The sequence below is a fragment of the Rossellomorea vietnamensis NBRC 101237 genome, assembly GCF_001591825.1.
Lineage (GTDB): Bacteria > Bacillota > Bacilli > Bacillales > Bacillaceae_B > Rossellomorea > Rossellomorea vietnamensis.
In genome coordinates, this window is sequence record NZ_BCVQ01000037.1 from 1 (window position 1) to 17,378 (window position 17,378).

Annotated in this window: 18 protein-coding genes; 14 read left to right on the forward strand and 4 right to left on the reverse strand. The window is 42.6% G+C overall.

Annotation, left to right across the window (positions count from 1 at the left end; translation table 11 throughout):
- Positions 1-113 precede the first annotated feature (113 nt).
- The 3 genes from BVI01S_RS16255 to wrbA all read left to right on the forward strand — a co-directional run bounded on the left by BVI01S_RS16255 (position 114) and on the right by wrbA (position 2,313).
- Complete coding sequence (locus BVI01S_RS16255) at positions 114-944, forward strand: aldo/keto reductase (RefSeq protein WP_061810930.1); 831 nt, start codon at positions 114-116, stop codon at positions 942-944.
- Positions 945-1,225: 281 nt separating this feature from the next.
- On the forward strand, positions 1,226-1,627 hold the full coding sequence (locus tag BVI01S_RS16260) for a DoxX family protein (protein WP_061810958.1): 402 nt from the start codon (positions 1,226-1,228) through the stop codon (positions 1,625-1,627).
- A gap of 71 nt (positions 1,628-1,698) precedes the next feature.
- A complete protein-coding gene (wrbA, locus tag BVI01S_RS16265; RefSeq protein WP_061810931.1) occupies positions 1,699-2,313 on the forward strand; it encodes an NAD(P)H:quinone oxidoreductase type IV in 615 nt (204 codons plus the stop codon).
- Positions 2,314-2,394: 81 nt separating this feature from the next.
- Here the strand turns inward: wrbA and BVI01S_RS16270 are convergent, their stop codons facing one another.
- Positions 2,395-3,279 carry an RluA family pseudouridine synthase gene (locus BVI01S_RS16270; RefSeq protein ID WP_061810932.1) on the reverse strand — a complete coding sequence of 295 codons (885 nt, stop codon included), beginning with the start codon at positions 3,277-3,279 and terminating at the stop codon, positions 2,395-2,397.
- Between the two features lie 171 nt (positions 3,280-3,450).
- On the opposite strand from BVI01S_RS16270, the gene BVI01S_RS16275 reads away from it, so the two are divergent.
- Positions 3,451-3,852 (forward strand): DUF5365 family protein, encoded by a 402-nt coding sequence (locus BVI01S_RS16275; RefSeq protein ID WP_224520587.1) that lies wholly within the window; start codon positions 3,451-3,453, stop codon positions 3,850-3,852.
- 179 nt (positions 3,853-4,031) lie between these two features.
- On the opposite strand, the gene BVI01S_RS16280 is transcribed toward BVI01S_RS16275, so the two are convergent.
- Together BVI01S_RS16280 and BVI01S_RS16285 are read right to left on the reverse strand one after the other, a co-directional pair.
- Positions 4,032-4,505, reverse strand: coding sequence for a thioredoxin family protein (locus BVI01S_RS16280; protein WP_061810933.1), 474 nt, complete (start codon positions 4,503-4,505; stop codon positions 4,032-4,034).
- Between the two features lies 1 nt (position 4,506).
- Positions 4,507-4,932 carry a disulfide oxidoreductase gene (locus tag BVI01S_RS16285; protein ID WP_061810934.1) on the reverse strand — a complete coding sequence of 142 codons (426 nt, stop codon included), beginning with the start codon at positions 4,930-4,932 and terminating at the stop codon, positions 4,507-4,509.
- 167 nt (positions 4,933-5,099) lie between these two features.
- On the opposite strand from BVI01S_RS16285, the gene BVI01S_RS16290 reads away from it, so the two are divergent.
- The 8 genes from BVI01S_RS16290 (at position 5,100) to BVI01S_RS16320 (ending at position 14,974) form a co-directional block, all read left to right on the forward strand.
- Positions 5,100-6,773, forward strand: a complete 1,674-nt coding sequence (locus tag BVI01S_RS16290) for a glycoside hydrolase family 13 protein (protein WP_061810935.1) — start codon at positions 5,100-5,102, stop codon at positions 6,771-6,773.
- A gap of 256 nt (positions 6,774-7,029) precedes the next feature.
- Positions 7,030-8,571 carry a bifunctional GNAT family N-acetyltransferase/carbon-nitrogen hydrolase family protein gene (locus tag BVI01S_RS16295; RefSeq protein WP_061810936.1) on the forward strand — a complete coding sequence of 514 codons (1,542 nt, stop codon included), beginning with the start codon at positions 7,030-7,032 and terminating at the stop codon, positions 8,569-8,571.
- A gap of 332 nt (positions 8,572-8,903) precedes the next feature.
- Positions 8,904-9,635: a zeta toxin family protein gene (locus tag BVI01S_RS16300; RefSeq protein ID WP_061810937.1), complete on the forward strand. Its 732-nt coding sequence runs from the start codon at positions 8,904-8,906 to the stop codon at positions 9,633-9,635.
- Positions 9,636-9,693: 58 nt separating this feature from the next.
- Positions 9,694-9,870: a hypothetical protein gene (locus BVI01S_RS22610; RefSeq protein ID WP_156477350.1), complete on the forward strand. Its 177-nt coding sequence runs from the start codon at positions 9,694-9,696 to the stop codon at positions 9,868-9,870.
- 848 nt (positions 9,871-10,718) lie between these two features.
- Positions 10,719-12,470, forward strand: coding sequence for a phospho-sugar mutase (locus tag BVI01S_RS16305; RefSeq protein ID WP_061810938.1), 1,752 nt, complete (start codon positions 10,719-10,721; stop codon positions 12,468-12,470).
- Between the two features lie 175 nt (positions 12,471-12,645).
- Positions 12,646-13,761 (forward strand): GAF domain-containing sensor histidine kinase, encoded by a 1,116-nt coding sequence (locus BVI01S_RS16310; protein ID WP_061810939.1) that lies wholly within the window; start codon positions 12,646-12,648, stop codon positions 13,759-13,761.
- Positions 13,762-13,775: 14 nt separating this feature from the next.
- Positions 13,776-14,411 carry a response regulator gene (locus tag BVI01S_RS16315; protein WP_034763161.1) on the forward strand — a complete coding sequence of 212 codons (636 nt, stop codon included), beginning with the start codon at positions 13,776-13,778 and terminating at the stop codon, positions 14,409-14,411.
- A gap of 20 nt (positions 14,412-14,431) precedes the next feature.
- Entirely contained in the window at positions 14,432-14,974 is a 543-nt protein-coding gene (locus BVI01S_RS16320; protein WP_061810940.1) for an NADPH-dependent FMN reductase, read from the forward strand.
- A gap of 116 nt (positions 14,975-15,090) precedes the next feature.
- On the opposite strand, the gene BVI01S_RS16325 is transcribed toward BVI01S_RS16320, so the two are convergent.
- Positions 15,091-15,345 (reverse strand): YhdB family protein, encoded by a 255-nt coding sequence (locus BVI01S_RS16325; protein WP_034763164.1) that lies wholly within the window; start codon positions 15,343-15,345, stop codon positions 15,091-15,093.
- Positions 15,346-15,512: 167 nt separating this feature from the next.
- Between BVI01S_RS16325 and BVI01S_RS16330 the strand changes: the two genes are divergently transcribed.
- Positions 15,513-15,815: a DUF3889 domain-containing protein gene (locus BVI01S_RS16330; RefSeq protein WP_061810941.1), complete on the forward strand. Its 303-nt coding sequence runs from the start codon at positions 15,513-15,515 to the stop codon at positions 15,813-15,815.
- A gap of 248 nt (positions 15,816-16,063) precedes the next feature.
- Positions 16,064-17,254: an MFS transporter gene (locus BVI01S_RS16335; protein ID WP_061810942.1), complete on the forward strand. Its 1,191-nt coding sequence runs from the start codon at positions 16,064-16,066 to the stop codon at positions 17,252-17,254.
- Positions 17,255-17,378 lie beyond the last annotated feature (124 nt).

Genomic DNA, 17,378 nt, shown 5'->3' on the forward strand with positions numbered 1-17,378 from the left:
CGGTATTACAAGAGATCCCAACCACCTTTTTCCGATCATTGAATATCCAAGAATCATAAAATTAGCAAAATGCAGATTTACTTTGTAAAATAATGAGTCAGGAGGGATGCAATATGTTGAAAAACTTACAAAGCACGAAGACACTACATAACGGAATCGAAATTCCTTATGTCGGTTTAGGAGTTTACCAAATGAAAGATCCGTCTGAGACGGTACAGGCCGTCCGTACAGCGATTCAGTCCGGATACCGTTCCATCGATACCGCCGCGATCTACGACAATGAAGAAAGCGTAGGACAAGGGGTGAAAGAAGGTGGCGTAGCGAGAGAAGACCTTTTCATCACTTCAAAAGTATGGAATAGTGATCAAGGCTACGATACGACTTTAAAGGCATTTGAAACGAGCCTGAAGAAGCTGGAGATGGATTACCTGGACATGTATCTCATTCACTGGCCGGTGGAAGGAAAGTACAATGATACATGGAAAGCAATGGAGAGACTTCATGGCGAAGGATTGATCAAATCAATCGGTGTAAGTAACTTCCATCAGCATCATCTTGAAGATTTGATGAAAAATGGCAATGAAAAGCCTGTATTAAATCAAATCGAGTTACATCCCCGTCTGAACCAGGAGAAAATACGAGAATTCTGTGCTTCACACAATATCGCAGTCGAAGCGTGGTCACCAATCGCTCAAGGGCGTGTACTGGATGAACCTACATTAAACCACATTGCAGAAAAGCATGAAAAGTCTGCTGCACAGGTGATTCTGCGCTGGCACCTTCAGAACGATGTCATCATCATTCCGAAGTCAGTTCATGAAAACCGCATCAAAGAAAATGCAGATTTATTCAATTTCGAGCTTTCACTGGAAGAAATGAATCAAATCAACCAACTGAATTTGGACGAACGTTTTGGTCCAGATCCAGACAACTTCGATTTTTAATATCGATCTTTCCAAAGAGGTCCGTCCCTCGTGCAAAGGGACGGACCTCTTTTTTTTCGTCCAACCCATTTCAATAAATGTTGCAAATAGTTGTTGACAGAGAGGAGAAGGATATTATACAATTATCTCGAAATCAAAATAATCATATTCGAGATAACTTGTCTTATTTTTTTAATTATATATCTCACATTCAAGATAATTGACGTAAGAATAATTGAATTTGAAATGTTTAAAGGTAAATCTCGAAGGGAAAACAAGAAGGAGGAAAAATGATGACAGCATTGGCTGCGTTCGGTTTATTGGTTATTCGTTTAGTAGTAGGATTGACATTCGCTGCTCATGGAACACAGAAATTATTTGGGTGGTTCGGAGGTCATGGTGTAGAGGGTACGGGAGGTTTCTTTGAGTCGATTGGAATCAAGCCGGGAAGAACGATGGCGTTACTTGCAGGAATATCCGAAGTAGCGGGTGGATTATTGTTTGCCGCAGGCTTCCTTACGCCATTAGGTGCACTGCTCATCATTGGTACCATGATCGTGGCCATCGTGAAGGTTCATGGTGCAAACGGTTATTGGGCGACACAAAATGGTACAGAATATAATGTGATGCTCATTGTTGTGGCACTGGGGGTAGCCCTTGTCGGTGCAGGGAGCTTTTCAATAGATGCACTATTATTTGCTTAATGGATTTACATGCAACCCTAATCTGTGTTTCACCCATTTATTATAAAAAACATAATCAAAGGAGAGGTTTTATGTCTAACGTAAAATTGGCAATCATGTATTACAGTTCAACAGGAACAAACTATCAGATGGCGAAATGGGCCGAAGAAGCTGCAAAAGAAGCGGGGGCAGAGGTGAAATTACTTCGCTTTGAAGAGACTGCACCAGAAGGAGCGATTGCTTCCAACCCTGCATGGGAAAAGCACTATAATGAAACAAAAGATACGGTTCCGGTAGCGACCCTTGATGACTTGGAGTGGGCAGATGCTTATCTATTCAACGTTCCTACCAGATTCGGTAACGTGCCTTCTCAAGTCAAGGCGTTCCTGGATACAACCGGAGGACTGTGGTTCAATGGGAAACTGGCCAACAAAGTAGTGAGTGCCACATCATCTGCAAGCAACTCACACGGTGGACAGGAGCAAACGGTTCTGGCTCTTTATACAACCATGATGCACTGGGGTGCCATCATCGCAGCACCTGGATACACAGATCAATCAAGCTTTGCAACTGGAGGGAATCCATACGGTACGAGTGTAACGGTCGATGGGGAAGGCAATATGGTCGAATCCGTCGAGCCTGCCGTAAAGCACCAAACCCGCCGTACGATCCAAATCGCTGAAGCAGTGAAAAATGGATTGAAATAATGATAAAAAGACCAGGTCACTCATGATGTTGAGTGATCTGGTCTTTTTGCTGCGTTCAGATTTCCCTTTGAATTCACTCCATTACAACCCAATATCATCACGGCAATCAGCTTCACATTCAATCCGTTCCCCCGTCAGCGGATGAGGGAACGAAATTCGGGCTGCATGCAGTGCCTGCCTGGTGAATACCGGCTTTCCCCCATATAATGTGTCGCCAGCCAGAGGGTGTCCGATGTGGCTCATATGTACACGGATTTGGTGTGTACGGCCGGTATCAAGCTGTACTTCGACGAGTGTATATGGATTCCTGACTTCCATTACGTTATAATGGGTGACTGCATCCTGACCGGATGGCGAAACCCTTCTTCTCGTATTGTGATGACGGTCTCTCCCGATCGGTTCTGAAATGGTGCCTTTTTTTTGCTTCAATCGACCGTGAACGAGGGCATGATAGGTACGCTTGATTTGTCTTTCTGCAAGAAGGCGGTCAAGGATCGCTTTACTTAATGGATGCTTGGCGAAGATGATTGCGCCGGACGTATCGCGATCCAACCGATGGATGTGCAACACGCGGCATCTCTCACCATTTGCCTGATGATGGAAAGCGACAAGGTTGGCCAGGGTATCCGTTTCATCAGGAGTATTCGGATGGGTATCGATCCCGGCAGGTTTATTGACCACAATCAGATGTTCATCCTCAAACAAGACGTCTAACTCCCCGTAGGTCGGGGGAACATCGTATTCGACTTCCTTGAATAGTCGAATCTGTAGAATATCTCCTTGTGAGAGTGGGGAAGTCCATGAAGTCAACTCTCCATTTACTTTTACATCACCGTCCATCCTCATGGAATGAACCAGTTTCTTAGGAGCCTGCCAGTGTTTTCTAAGAATTGTTTCAATCGTTACATTTTTCCAATCATTTGGAATGACTAGGTCGAATCGTTCGCCTATTTTCCGTGTTTTCATCAAAAAACCCCTTTAAATGACAAATATCTTATACTCTTGTGGGTATTTAATCCTACCATAGCACCTATTCAACCCAATTCATGGGTATAATTACCACGCTGTTGGTTCTACTTCTATGTTATCCTTAATATATCTATTACAGAGAGATTACAACCGTTACAAAGGTGGGCTATGATGGTGAAAGTTTTACTAGCATCAACACATGAACAGGAAGATAAAATCCAAGAGCTTATACAGTACATGTATTGTACTATTTTCCCTGATTATTTCACAGATGATGAAATCGAACAATTCGATGATATGCAAGTATTACATACGACGACGAGGAACTTTGAATATTTCGGGACTCTGAAGGAAGCATTTCAAGTGATCTCCAGCCTGCAAACACTGATTTCCATTGTTGAAAGCGGCTCAAAAGAAGAACTATATGAAGATATGTTCTATCATAATGCCGGGATCCTTCAAAGCTTTGGCATGTTCTTCCCTTTATCGTATGATCAATTTACGGAAGAATCGGACTGTAAGCATAATCTGAGCATCTACTCGAGAGCGGATAACCAGCTGCTTGTGTAAGCTGTATCATGCCCTTAATAGTTAGATACTTTAGAAAATTCACATTAGTATGTTTGAAAGGTTCTTGTGAGGGGAAAATAGCAAGTAATAAGTTAATCTTGAAGATACAACGTATCTTCATCTTGAAATTCCTCCTCACTTGAAAGGGGCTGACTCGTGGAAAAGTCAGCCCCTCTTTTTTATTCTGATTTTACGTTCTCTTCGAAAAATGCCTTGAAATCTTCTTTAGGATGTTCTCCTACGATTCTCGCCACTTCTTTTCCATTCTCATAATGAACGAGTGTAGGGGTAGCTTCGATTCCGTATTGATCCCAGCCCTGTTCGAATTCAAGCAGATTGTACTGAACCATGTCGACTCCCATATCTTCTGCAAGAGGTGCGAGGGTAGGTGTCGTTCTTTTACAATGGATACAAGTAGAACTGTAGAAGTATACGGTTGCCTCTTCTTTGTTCTTTAATTTCTCTTCCAGCTCTTCGGGAAGGATGACATTTTGATAGTTTGGATCATCCAGCAGCTCAACGGTAGCCGGGTCGAGTTTCGCTTTTTTAAACTTATTTCCCTCGGCTTTTTGACTGTTCTGGACGCTTGTGACAATGGCGATGGCTGCGAATAGTCCGACGATCGCCACCAGGAATATGATGATTTTTTTCAATCTAGTTTTCCTCCTTTATAGCTTTTAAGACAATCACACTTGAAATGAAGATGATGATGAACCCCAAGAGTGCAAGGAATGGAATCGTGATAAAACCAAACAGGTTGATGTATTCGCCTGTACAAGGAACGCGTCCGCAGGCTGGGGCACTTTCAGTCAAGATCGAAACTTTTTGGATAGAGTAGTGATAAATGGAAATGAGAAGGCCGATGCCGGAAAAAATCGTAGAATATAATGCCGCTTTAAAATCTTTGCGTACATAAGCCACTCCTAATAAAATCACCATCGGATACATTAAAATACGCTGATACCAGCATAATTCACACGGCTCATATTTCATGATTTCTGAGAAATATAAACTCCCCATCGTGGCGACCAGGGAAGAGGCCCAAGCCAGGAATAACAGAGAATCTGCTTTTTTATTCATATAGAATTCCTTTCTACGTATATTCTATCAAATTATAGTATGATATTATTATAAAAGTAAAATGAGAAAACTTTATGAAGAAATGTGATATTTTTTTAACGATTTGTGCAAGCGGTTGCAGAAAGCGCTTGCTTGATACTGACGGAGCAAACAGGAGGAAAACACATATGACAAAAAAATGGTGGAAAGAATCGGTGGTCTATCAAATTTACCCTCGCAGTTTCATGGATAGCAATGGTGATGGCATCGGGGATATCAACGGCATCATCTCTAAATTGGATTATTTGAAAAAATTGGGCATTGATGTGATATGGTTATCCCCTGTCTATGAATCCCCGAATGATGATAATGGATATGATATTAGCGACTATAAAAAAATCATGGATGAGTTCGGTACGATGGGTGATTGGGAAGAAATGCTTGGAGAAATGCATAAGCGTGGCATGAAGCTTGTGATGGATCTTGTGGTGAATCACTCTTCCGATGAGCACGGCTGGTTTGTGGAATCGAGGAAATCAAAGGATAATCCTTATCGTGATTATTATATATGGCGTGAAGGAAAAGACGGTAAAGAGCCGAATAACTGGGAATCTGTATTCAGCGGTTCTGCCTGGGAATATGATGAAGCGACAGAAGAGTATTTCCTACATCTCTTCTCGAAAAAGCAGCCGGATCTCAACTGGGAAAATCCGAAGTTGCGCCGTGAAATCTATGACATGATGACATTCTGGCTGGATAAAGGAATCGACGGTTTCCGTATGGACGTCATCAACTTTATATCGAAAGTGCCAACATTACCGGATGCGCCGAACCCTGAAGGTAAACCGTATGCTTCCGGTCATGAGTACTTTATGAACGGTCCGCGCATTCATGAATTTCTTCAGGAAATGAATCAGGAGGTCCTCTCCCATTATGAAGCAATGACGGTTGGGGAGATGCCGGGTGTGACACCGGAGGAAGCCGTACTTTATACAGGTGAAGACCGCAATGAAGTCAATATGGTATTCCAATTCGAGCATATGGATGTCGATTCGGGACCGGGAGGGAAATGGGACGTCATTCCATTCGACCTTGTAAAATTGAAATCAATCCTGACGAAATGGCAAACGGAACTTCACGGGAAGGGCTGGAACAGTCTGTACTGGAACAACCACGATCAGCCAAGAATCGTATCAAGACTTGGACAAGATGGAGAGTATCGAGTGAAGTCTGCGAAAATGCTTGCGACCCTCCTCCATATGATGCAGGGGACGCCTTACATTTATCAAGGGGAAGAGCTTGGTATGACGAATGTCCGATTCTCTTCCATTGATGAATACAGGGATATCGAAACATTGAACATGTATCGGGAAAAAATAGCCCAGGGTATTGATCCAGAGGAAATCATGGAATCCATTTACGTAAAAGGAAGAGACAATGCAAGGACTCCTATGCAGTGGGACGGCACGGAACACGGTGGATTCACAGAAGGAGAACCATGGATCGCCAGTAACCCGAACTACAGAGAGATCAATGCCGAAAAAGCCTTAAACGATCCGGAATCCATTTTCTACTACTATCAAAAGTTGATCGCCATCCGCAAAAAGCATGACATCATTCCATACGGATCGTTCGAGCTTCACTATGCAGATCACCCTTCCGTATATGCCTATACGAGAACACATGGGGATGAAAAGATCCTCGTTCTTTGCAATGTATCAGGAGAAGAGAAAGTCATCGACAACATCGCTTCCTTTGATATCACTCAAGCGGAAGTCCTCATATCAAACGAAGAGCTGCATGAAAAAGATGCATTTACTTTAAACCCATGGGAAGCGACGGTGTATTATTTTAAAGGATAGTATGAAGGGCAGCATCTTTATGATTGGGTGTTCTTAAATCTGTGGAAAAATGGTAACCAAGTTGATTGAAGCGAGCACCTGGAGCGGAAATCCACCACTACTGGCTTTTCAAAAACATATAAAGGAAAATTCATATTTCTTCAAAAAATCCTCACCCCTTTGCTAAAATAAAAGAAATGGACTGTCATGAACTTCGTTTCAACAGTGCACTATAAGGGTATATAATTCAGGTATTTTATGAAGGAGTAGATCATAGATGGCAGAAAAACTGGACTTATCACAATTTGAAAAGAAAATGATCATTCGTCCAATGGAACATAAGGACATTCAAGATATCATCAATATGCAGTCTGTCTGCTTTCCAGGGATGGACCCATGGAAAGTGGAGCATCTGGAAAGTCACCTGGAAGTGTTTCCGGAAGGTCAGCTCGTAGCAGAATTAGATGGGGAAATCATCGCATCATGCTCGAGTCTGATCATTAACTTTGATGAGTATGACGATCGCCATACATGGGATGATGTAACGGATAATGGTTACATAACGAACCACAATCCCGATGGCTATAACCTGTACGGGATCGAAGTGATGGTGCACCCTGATTACCGGCGCATGAAGGTAGGCCACCGTTTGTATGAAGCCAGAAAGGACCTTGCGAGGCAGTGGAATTTAAAAAGTATAATAATCGGGGGAAGAATCCCGAATTATCATAAACATTCTGATGAAATGTCTCCAAGGGAGTATGTGGATTCGGTGGGGCGTCATAAGATTTACGATCCCGTGCTTTCGTTCCAGCTTCTGAACGGATTCACCCTGATGAGGATCAATCCGAACTACCTGCCGGATGATAAGCGGTCCCATAAATACGCCACACTGATGGAATGGAATAATGTCGACTACCGTCCATCCAGCAAACGTCACTTCAAGACGAGCTATCCGGTCCGGATCTGTGTCGTTCAATATATGATGCGGAAAATCAACTCCTTTGAAGAATTTGCCAATCAGGTGGAGTATTTCACCGATGTGGCTTCCGATGCGAAATCAGATTTCGTGGTGTTCCCTGAGATTTTCACCACCCAGCTCATGTCATTCCTGAATATTCAATCACCAAGCCTTGCAGTAAGAAGACTGACAGACTTCACAGAGGATTATATTGAATTATTCACGGACCTTGCTGTTCGGTACAATGTCAACATCATCGGGGGTTCACACTTCGTCAAGGAAGAAAACGATGAGATCTACAATATTGCTTATCTCTTCCGTCGTGATGGGACGATCGAGAAGCAATACAAAGTTCATATCACACCGAATGAACGGAAATGGTGGGGAATCAGCCCCGGGGATTCTGTCAGGGTCTTCGATACGGATTGCGGGAAGATCGCGATTCAAATATGCTATGATATTGAATTCCCCGAGCTTGCTCGTATCGCAACAGACAAAGGGGCAAAGATCATCTTCACCCCATTCTGTACAGAGGATCGCCAAGGCTATCTTCGTGTGAGATACTGTGCCCAGGCCCGTGCTGTCGAGAATCAGATCTATACAGTCATTTCCGGTACAGTCGGAAATCTTCCACAAACGGAAAATATGGACATCCAATACGCCCAGTCAGGCATCTTTGCCCCGTCCGACTTTGAATTCGCACGTGACGGAATCGTAGGCGAAACCAACCCGAACATCGAAATGGTCATGATCGGAGACGTCGACCTCGAAGTCCTCCGCCGCCAACGCCAATCAGGCACCGTCCGTCAACTCAAAGACCGACGCCATGACGTCTATGGAGTGAATTATAAGAAGTAATGTACATCAAAAGGCCCTGCTGAACTGTTCAGTAGGGCTTTATCTATGGAAGCATAACAATCAACTTCTAAACACACGTTTATAAAGTTGATTGAAACGGAAGATGCTCGACTCCCTCGGGAAATCCGGGAAAGTTGTGACCCCACAGGGCAATCGAAGGTGATTAATATTTCCTTACTAAATTAAAATTAATAATATAAAAACAATGATATATTTGCACATGTTAGTTCGTGAAATATTCTGAAAAAACAATAAAAAACAACGATATTCCTCCAAAAAATATGATCATTATTGTATAATATAGTAAATACTATTATGAAAGTTGGATATGTATGGAATTTATGACGACAAAGGATATCCATGAGAGGGATGGAGAATATCATAATTTAAGAAAATTGCTACATAAGGTCATTATGAAAAAGTTTCTCCATATTAAGATGGATAATGATAGATTAGATAATCCAGTTGCAATCTTACTTGGAGGGGGATCAGGGGCTGGAAAAACCTCAGTTTTAGATGATATCATCGGGGAAGAAGGCTGTGTGATTATAGATGCAGATAAAATAAAGCAGGAAATACCAGAGTTTCAATTGCTAAAGTCTGTTAAAAATAACTTAGCTGCTGATGTAGTCCATGATGAAAGTTCACATACTGTAAGGTTATTATTGAGAGCAACTATAGGGACTTACAGAGATTTTGTTTATGATGGAACAATGATAGACAGTGAAAAATATGTAGGTATTATAAAAGAATTAAAAGAAAATGGATACTCAGTCCATATGGTTATGGTTGATGCTGATGTAGAAGTAGCAGTAAAGAGAGTTGCTTTGAGGAATAGTGAGGGAAGGTTTGTATCTGAGGAATTTGTCAGAAAGTCAAATAGATTAGTCTCTGAATCATTTTCAGTATTAAATGAATATGTAGATTCATTTATTATTTATGATAATAGTATCAATGGAAAACATCCTAGTGAAATAGCCCATAGAGACTCGAAAGAAGCAGAATTTGTTATTGACAATGAGGAACTATATAACAATTTCAAAAGGAAAGGCATATTAATGTAATTATTTATGGTGATTTAGGGTATAATAATATAAGACAGATTTAGGAGGTGTGCATTAAATGAATTTTAACCAAAAATTAAGGGATAAAATGGAAAGAAAAGGCCCTGAGGCTGCAAAAAAATGGCAAAAAAGGTTAGAGGAAAATGCACTCAAATATGATCCACTCAAAAATCAGAGAGATAATGAAGTTGCCCAAGAATTTAATCATAGGAGAAGCCTTTTAGTCTCTAACTAAGTTGGCACAATTCAATACAGAAGCCCTTCACAAAAGTGAGGGGTTTTTTGATTTTAGATTTTTTAAAATAATTTCTCAACCTGCCAATTTAAACTCCGCTTCTCTGAGATAAAGTATTTAATTATTTAGCAAATCTACTGCTATACATCTCTGCCTCAGCAATTACACTTTGAAAACCAAACATCTTTAGTGCTTATATATTTCATGTTATAAGTAGTATCAGGGGTTTCAATTAATCTAATTTGCTTCAGGAAAAGATTCGCAATAGTGCTTATAATAAGAGCATCTCTCTCTATTTTGAATATATGCACAATGATTATCCTCTAATAAATGCTTGGCTCAATTTTCTATGTGTTTTTGATAGTTCTCTTCTGCAAATAAGAAGGAGGAATCAAATCTCCCTTATAGGTCATAGTAATATCCTTTTTTTGTAGCATATTCTTTCTTGTATGCTTAGACTTTGATTATTTAGTGTATCCTCTTTCCTCCACCTGAGTCTTTTTACTTTTTTTACATAAATTTCACATAACTTAGTTAGGTCTGTAGCATTCCATTTATTTACCTGCTTTACTCCTATCCTTAGAAAGTGTTTAAAATCTGTGAAAAGGTTGTACTCTGATTCTTACATCAGGACGACAAAACACACTCATCCCCCCAAAGCGAGCACCTGTAGTGGAAATCAACCAGCACTTTCATTTTTATCAACGCAAACATACTAATTCTTTTGAATAAAATTATGCTAAAATAAGGATTAAACGAATCTTGTCGACATGTGACGGATTGTTTTAGAAGGAATTCTACAATATATGATAGAATTCATTATTATACAGCATTAGGAGGGGATCGTTTTGAGTTGGAAAACATCTTGGGAAAAATGGAGCAGCTACTTACATCTGGACAAAGAAGTCAATGAACTTCTAGAGTCAATGAAAGACGACGAAAAGTCCTTAGAAGACGCATTCTACAAAAACCTTGAATTCGGTACGGGTGGAATGAGGGGAGAAATCGGTCCCGGAACCAATCGGATGAACATCTATACAGTCAGAAAAGCCTCTGAAGGACTGGCGCGATACATAGAAGAGCAAGGTGAAGAGGCTAAAAATCGCGGAGTTGTAATCGCTTACGACTCACGTTATAAATCACCTGAATTTGCCATGGAGTCAGCGAAGACCCTGGCAACCCATGGCATCCAAACATATGTCTTCGATGAATTGAAACCGACACCGGAGCTTTCATTTGCCCTGCGGCAGCTAAAGGCATTCTCCGGCATCGTGGTGACTGCAAGCCATAATCCTCCTGAATACAATGGATATAAAGTGTACGGGGAAGATGGTGCTCAACTTCCTCCACATGTAGCGGATGCAGTGATCGAGAAAGTGAACGCCGTTGAAAATGAATTGGAAATCCACGTTCAGACCGAAGAAGAATTAAAAGCAGCCGGCCTGATTAAAATGATCGGGGAAGAGATCGATCAATCATACCTGGAACATTTGATTTCGATTTCCGAGAAGCCTCAGATCGCCAAGGAAACCGATTTGAAAATCGTCTTCTCACCACTGCATGGCACTGCCTTGAAGATGGCAGAAAAAGGGTTGAAAGCATTAGGGTATGAGCAAGTTCACATTGTAAAGGAACAGGCAGTCCCTGATCCTGAATTTACAACAGTGAAGTCTCCGAACCCTGAAGATAAAGCGGCATTTGAATACAGCATCCGTGACGGAAAGGAAATCGACGCGGATATCCTGATTGCGACGGATCCCGATGCAGACCGTTTAGGTATAGCGGTAAAAGGGGAAACAGGCGAGTATATCCTCCTTACCGGAAACCAGACAGGGGCGATCCTCCTGGACTATATCCTTGCCCGCAAACAGGAGAAGAATATGATCCCTGAGAACGGCCGGGTATTCAAAACCATCGTGACATCCGAATTGGGCCGTAAAGTCGCTGAGCATTATGGAGCTTCAGTCGAGGATGTTCTTACAGGTTTTAAATTCATCGGGGAAAAAATCAAGCAATACGAAGAAACAGGTGCGTATTCATTCCTATTCGGATATGAAGAAAGCTATGGATACTTGATCGGTGACTTTGCCCGTGATAAGGATGCCATTCAAGCAGTATTGATGGCAGCAGAAGCGGCTGCTTATTATAAAAAAGAAGGCAAAACGCTATACAATGTCCTCCATGAATTATTCGAAGTACACGGGTTTTATCAGGAAGGACTGAAGAGTCTGACCCTTAAAGGAAAAGAAGGGGCCGAACAAATTCAAGGGATCCTGAAGGACTTCAGGAACGAACCGTTGAAAGAAGTGGCAGGCTTACGTGTGGTTTCGTCAGAGGACTACAAAACAAGTACGAAAGTGGATTTGGTATCCGGTGAAGAATCCTCCATTCATCTGCCTTCTTCCAATGTGTTGAAATATCATCTTGAAGATGGATCCTGGATTTGCCTCCGTCCATCAGGGACCGAGCCGAAGATCAAGTTCTATTTCAGCGTGATTGGTGAGACCGAAGACGACAGCGGTGAGAAATTACAAGCTCTGCAGGATGCCATCATGGCGAAAGTCGAAACGATGATCCGTTCGTCTGTAGGGAAGGCGTAAACCTTTTCATCATTTTAAAAACAAGAGATGTGCTCCTGCATCTCTTGTTTTTTGGATTGTGATGGGAACGTGTGTTTTCGGTCAAAGGTCGTAGAAGGGTATCCTTCTTTTTGATAATACCGGATTTATGTGAAATCTATATAATAGTAGTATAGGATCGGAGAGGACGATGAACATGAATTCTGAATCCCTTTCAAATATCGGACTTTTGAAAGAGATAGCCGAGTTGCTGAACAACGAAACAGAGCTTGATTCCATGCTTTCAGGTGCCCTGAAGAAGCTGATCAGGGGTTCAAGCTTTACAACAGGGTGGATCTTCTTCATTGAAAAAGAAGGAAGCCACGAACTTGTTTCTTATGAGAATCTGCCGGAATCCCTATCAGACCGTCAATGTGAGCCGATGAAAAAGGGCGGGTGCTGGTGTGTGAATCGATTTCGAAAAGGGAAACTCACCAAAGCGTCCAATATTATTGAATGTCAGCGGATCGAGCAGGCCATCGAAGAGAACAGGGAAGATACAGATGATATTACGCATCATGCGACGGTCCCCCTCCAGTCCGGGGATGAGTCCTTTGGGTTATTGAATGTCGCAGCACCGAACAAGACCCACTTCACAACAGACGAACTGGCGCTTCTTGAATCGGTCGCCTTCCAAATCGGATCCGCCATCAAGCGCATCCTGCTCACGAAAAAAGAGCAGGAAGTCGCGTTGATCGGAGAAAGGAACCGGCTGGCAAGGGATCTTCATGATTCGGTCAATCAATTGTTGTTCTCCCTTACGTTGACGGCAAGGGGAGGGGCAGAAATGACCGGGGATGAAGAAGTAAAGGATACGTTCAGAACGATTCAAGGGTTGGCTCAGGAAGCCTTATCGGAAATGAGGGCCCTCATCTGGCAATTGAGACCCCATGGACTTGAGAACGGAGTCGTAGAAGCGTCCAAAGGATACGCAGAGATGCTCGGATTGACCTTGGAAACGAAAGTTGAAGGAGTCATTTCCTTAAGCTCTAAAATAGAAGAAGTGTTGTGGCGTGTCAGCCAGGAAGCACTGAATAATTGTAAAAAGCATTCCGGGGAAAAACACATCCTCTATACATTGAAAAGTGAGTCGCAATTGATCCATCTGACGATTGAAGATAGAGGATACGGATTTCAATATGACGGAAAGCAGTCTTTGCCTTCAGTCGGGATCCAAAGTATGAAGGAACGTGTGAAAAGCATTGGTGGTACGCTGAAGATCGACAGTCAACTTGGAAGGGGAACGGTCATATCAGTTCGATTACCGTATTAGGAGGTGCCGGGTAAATGATTAGAGTATTGATAGCAGATGATCACCACGTCGTGCGGAGGGGATTGGTTTTCTTTCTGAAAACACAAAAGGACTTTGATATCGTCGGTGAAGCGAAGGATGGGCAAGAAGCCGTTCGGATGGCTGGAGACTTGAAGCCCGACATCATCCTAATGGATCTGATGATGCCGGTCATGGACGGCATCCAGGCGACCAGGGAAATTAAAAAGAAGTATCCAGACATTCAAATTCTGATGCTGACGAGCTTTTCCGACCAGAATCACGTGATTCCCGCTATAGAAGCAGGAGCGGCTGGATATCAGTTAAAGGACATTGAACCCGATGAATTAGTGAGCGGGATCCGAAAACTGCTTTCAGGTGAAAACTCTCTTCACCCGAAAGCAACCAATCATTTACTGACAAGGATCACGAAACGAGAGCCTCCCCATAAAATTCATGAGCTCACCAAACGGGAGAAGGATGTTTTGATTGAGCTGACGAAAGGGAAGAGTAATAAAGAGATTGCTTCAAGCCTCTATATTACGGAAAAAACCGTCAAGACCCATATTTCGAACATTTTTTCCAAGCTGGAAGTGTCAGATCGGACACAGGCGGCACTTTATGCCGTGAAACATCAATTGACAAAAAATTAACCTGGAAAGGATTTTATGACATGAACATCGTAATCATCAATGGAAGCCCGAGAAAATGCGGACGTACTGGAATTGCGTCAAGATTCATTGCAAGGACATATGATTGTGATCTTATTGATTTGAGTGATGGCTCCCTTCCACTCTACACGGGAGAACAGGAGCAATCGGAGGTCGCCCCCGTTCAATCACTTAAGAAAAAAGTGAAAGATGCGGACGCCGTCATTTTAGCTTCCCCGGAATATCACAGCGGTATGAGCGGGGCACTCAAAAACGCACTCGATTTCTTAAGCAGTGAGCAATTCGCCCATAAACCTGTCGCCCTTCTTGCATGCGCAGGCGGAGGGAAAGGCGGTATCAACTGCTTGAATAATCTCCGTATCGTCGGTCGGGGAGTGTATGCAAATGTCATTCCGAAACAGCTTGTTCTTGACCCCCACTGCTTTGCTTATGAAAATGATGGGCTATTAGAAGAACCTGCAAAGTTAGTGGATGACCTGATGAGGGAATTAAAGGTGTATGTAAAAGCAGATGAACTGGTAAAAACTGAAATTTCGTCCCAATGATGAAAAATCGGCATTTTTGCCGGTTTTTTTGTGATCTTACACCTGATGGAAATAAATAAAAGCTGATCCAATCGTGCATACTAATTGGATCAGCCGTAGGTGGAATTCTCTTATTGTTACATCTCTGCAAATGTTTCCTGAAGTGGTTGCTCGACACTATAGGTGAAGTTTGCATGTTCGATATATCGTAAAAGCGTATAGAGATTACGCTCTACAACCGTGTAATCATTTGAAAAATGATACGCATGTAAGAAATGTTCAATTCTTTTTGAAAGAAGGTCATCCTTCGTTCTCACCATTAGGATCAACAGGTTATCCCATTCTGACCGGTGAGTGTAATACAAGGCCCGATCGTAATCGACTTTGTTCACTTGGTTTCCCTCCTTCTGAAGGGGTACTCCTATTTTGCGCGAGAAACCGTATTTTTTTCTCTGTAAAAGTTGGTACTGTTGCAAATGCTCGTTTTCCTTCTATTGGGTGAATAAAAACGCCTGATTAATTCATCCTATGTAATGAAACGTAAACAGAGGTGATGAAAATGAAGAAAGCAATCGTGATGTTATCAACTGTATTTTTTCTAGTATTTTCAAGTCAGGCCCATGCCGAGCAGTCGGACTATAAGAAGTTTGGACGCATTGCAACAGCAGTCATCAAAGAGGACTATCCTGGGCAGCCTGTAAAGGATTATCAGTACCAGGGACGCAAGAAAATGACGGAGAACAAAGTATCCGATGCATTTGAATTTACCGTGCAAGAAAATAATGCAGAGAAAAAGGTCGTTGTCATCGGGGTACACGATCTTGATAATGAAAAGGTACTCAACATCTCGGTAAAGGAATAGCGGGAACAGATGAAGTCTTCTTTGATTAAGGAGGCTTTTTTTGTTATAGGCGAGACTGGCCGTTCCCCTTAAAACCTGCACGTGCATACCCATAAGACGATAAACTAAAGTATTACCTGCAAATTCACCGGCAATTTGCTAAAATGAAATCATACAAAATCGTTTTGATTCTGAAAGGGGATCTTTGTTCCGATGTGATGCTGTTCTTTTCTTACCTATATATAAACTGAATAGAGGGAGGAAGAGACATGCATTCCAATGCATTTAGAAATCTGTGGTTCGGCCAGTCATTGGCCAATATGGGAGATATCTTCTATATCGTAGGGTTGATCTCCCTTGTTTACAACATGACCGGTTCTGCTGTTTACATGACGGCTGTTCCTTTAGTGATCACCTTTTCACGATTTATCAGCAGCATGGCAGCGCCTTTGTTGTTGAATCGTACACAGATGAAGAGCTTGATCGCGTATTCGCAAATGGGGAAGACATTTTTTTTATGCGTGTTCCTCCTGATGATGGTACTGGATTCTCAGAATGTGTGGATTTATCTCAGTTGTGCGAGTATCATTTCTTTTCTGGATGGTTGGGCACTTCCGGCAAGAAATGCATATGTGCCATTTCTTGTTAAGAGAGAGGAACTTATGGGGGCGAATGGCTTCCTCTCAACCGTCGATCAGACGATTCAATTCTCAAGCTGGGCTTTGGGTGGTATTCTTTTAGCGGTCCTGAATGCCACGAATCTTTTCATTGTGGTGACTCTCTTGTTTCTGGCCTCAACCTTTTTTATGCTGAAGCTGCCGGTCATTCCAAGTAGCACCCTGGAAGTTCGCAAGGTTTGGTGGCAGGAGCTTGGGGAGGGATGGTTTCAGGTTAAAAGCCGGAAAGGGCTGGTCCACGTTTTTTGGATATACGGGCTGGAGTCGATTTCAGGGACCGTCTGGATTGCCGCCGTCCTGTATTTGTATGTCGATCTCTCGCTTCAGCGGGGGGAAGAATGGTGGGGATTCATCAATTCAAGCTTCTTTGTGGGATTGGTCCTTGCCTCCTATCTCATATTTAAGCTGCATGGCATCTTTTCAAAACACCGGCATAAGTGGCTCCCCTTCTGCATGATCGTCACTTCAGGTGTCACCCTTGTATTTGCCTGGAACAAAATGGCCGTGATGGCGCTTATCTTGTCGTTTGTTTTCGGGTTATTTGATCAAATAAAGAATGTAGTGCTTCAGACATATTTACAGGAGAGTGCGCCACCGGAAGAGCTCGGGAAGATTTATGCTGCACAAGGGGCGTTAACCACGCTCTTGTTCGGCTTATCGTCAGTGGGGGTTGGACTTCTCCTTGAGGTCATGAGTGTTTCAATGGTTTTCACCTGGTCTGCACTCCTGTTGCTCACTACGCTCATCCCGGTTAAACGATTGCAAAAGAATCTGAATACGTAAGGTTGATAAGAAGGCTGTTCCCTGGATTAGGGAACAGCTTCTTTTTGGTTACTCACCTTATGCTTGTCGCCTCTGCCCAACCCGCCTCCGCTTTTCTAATTGTCCAGCTCCGGCGGGTAGAGGC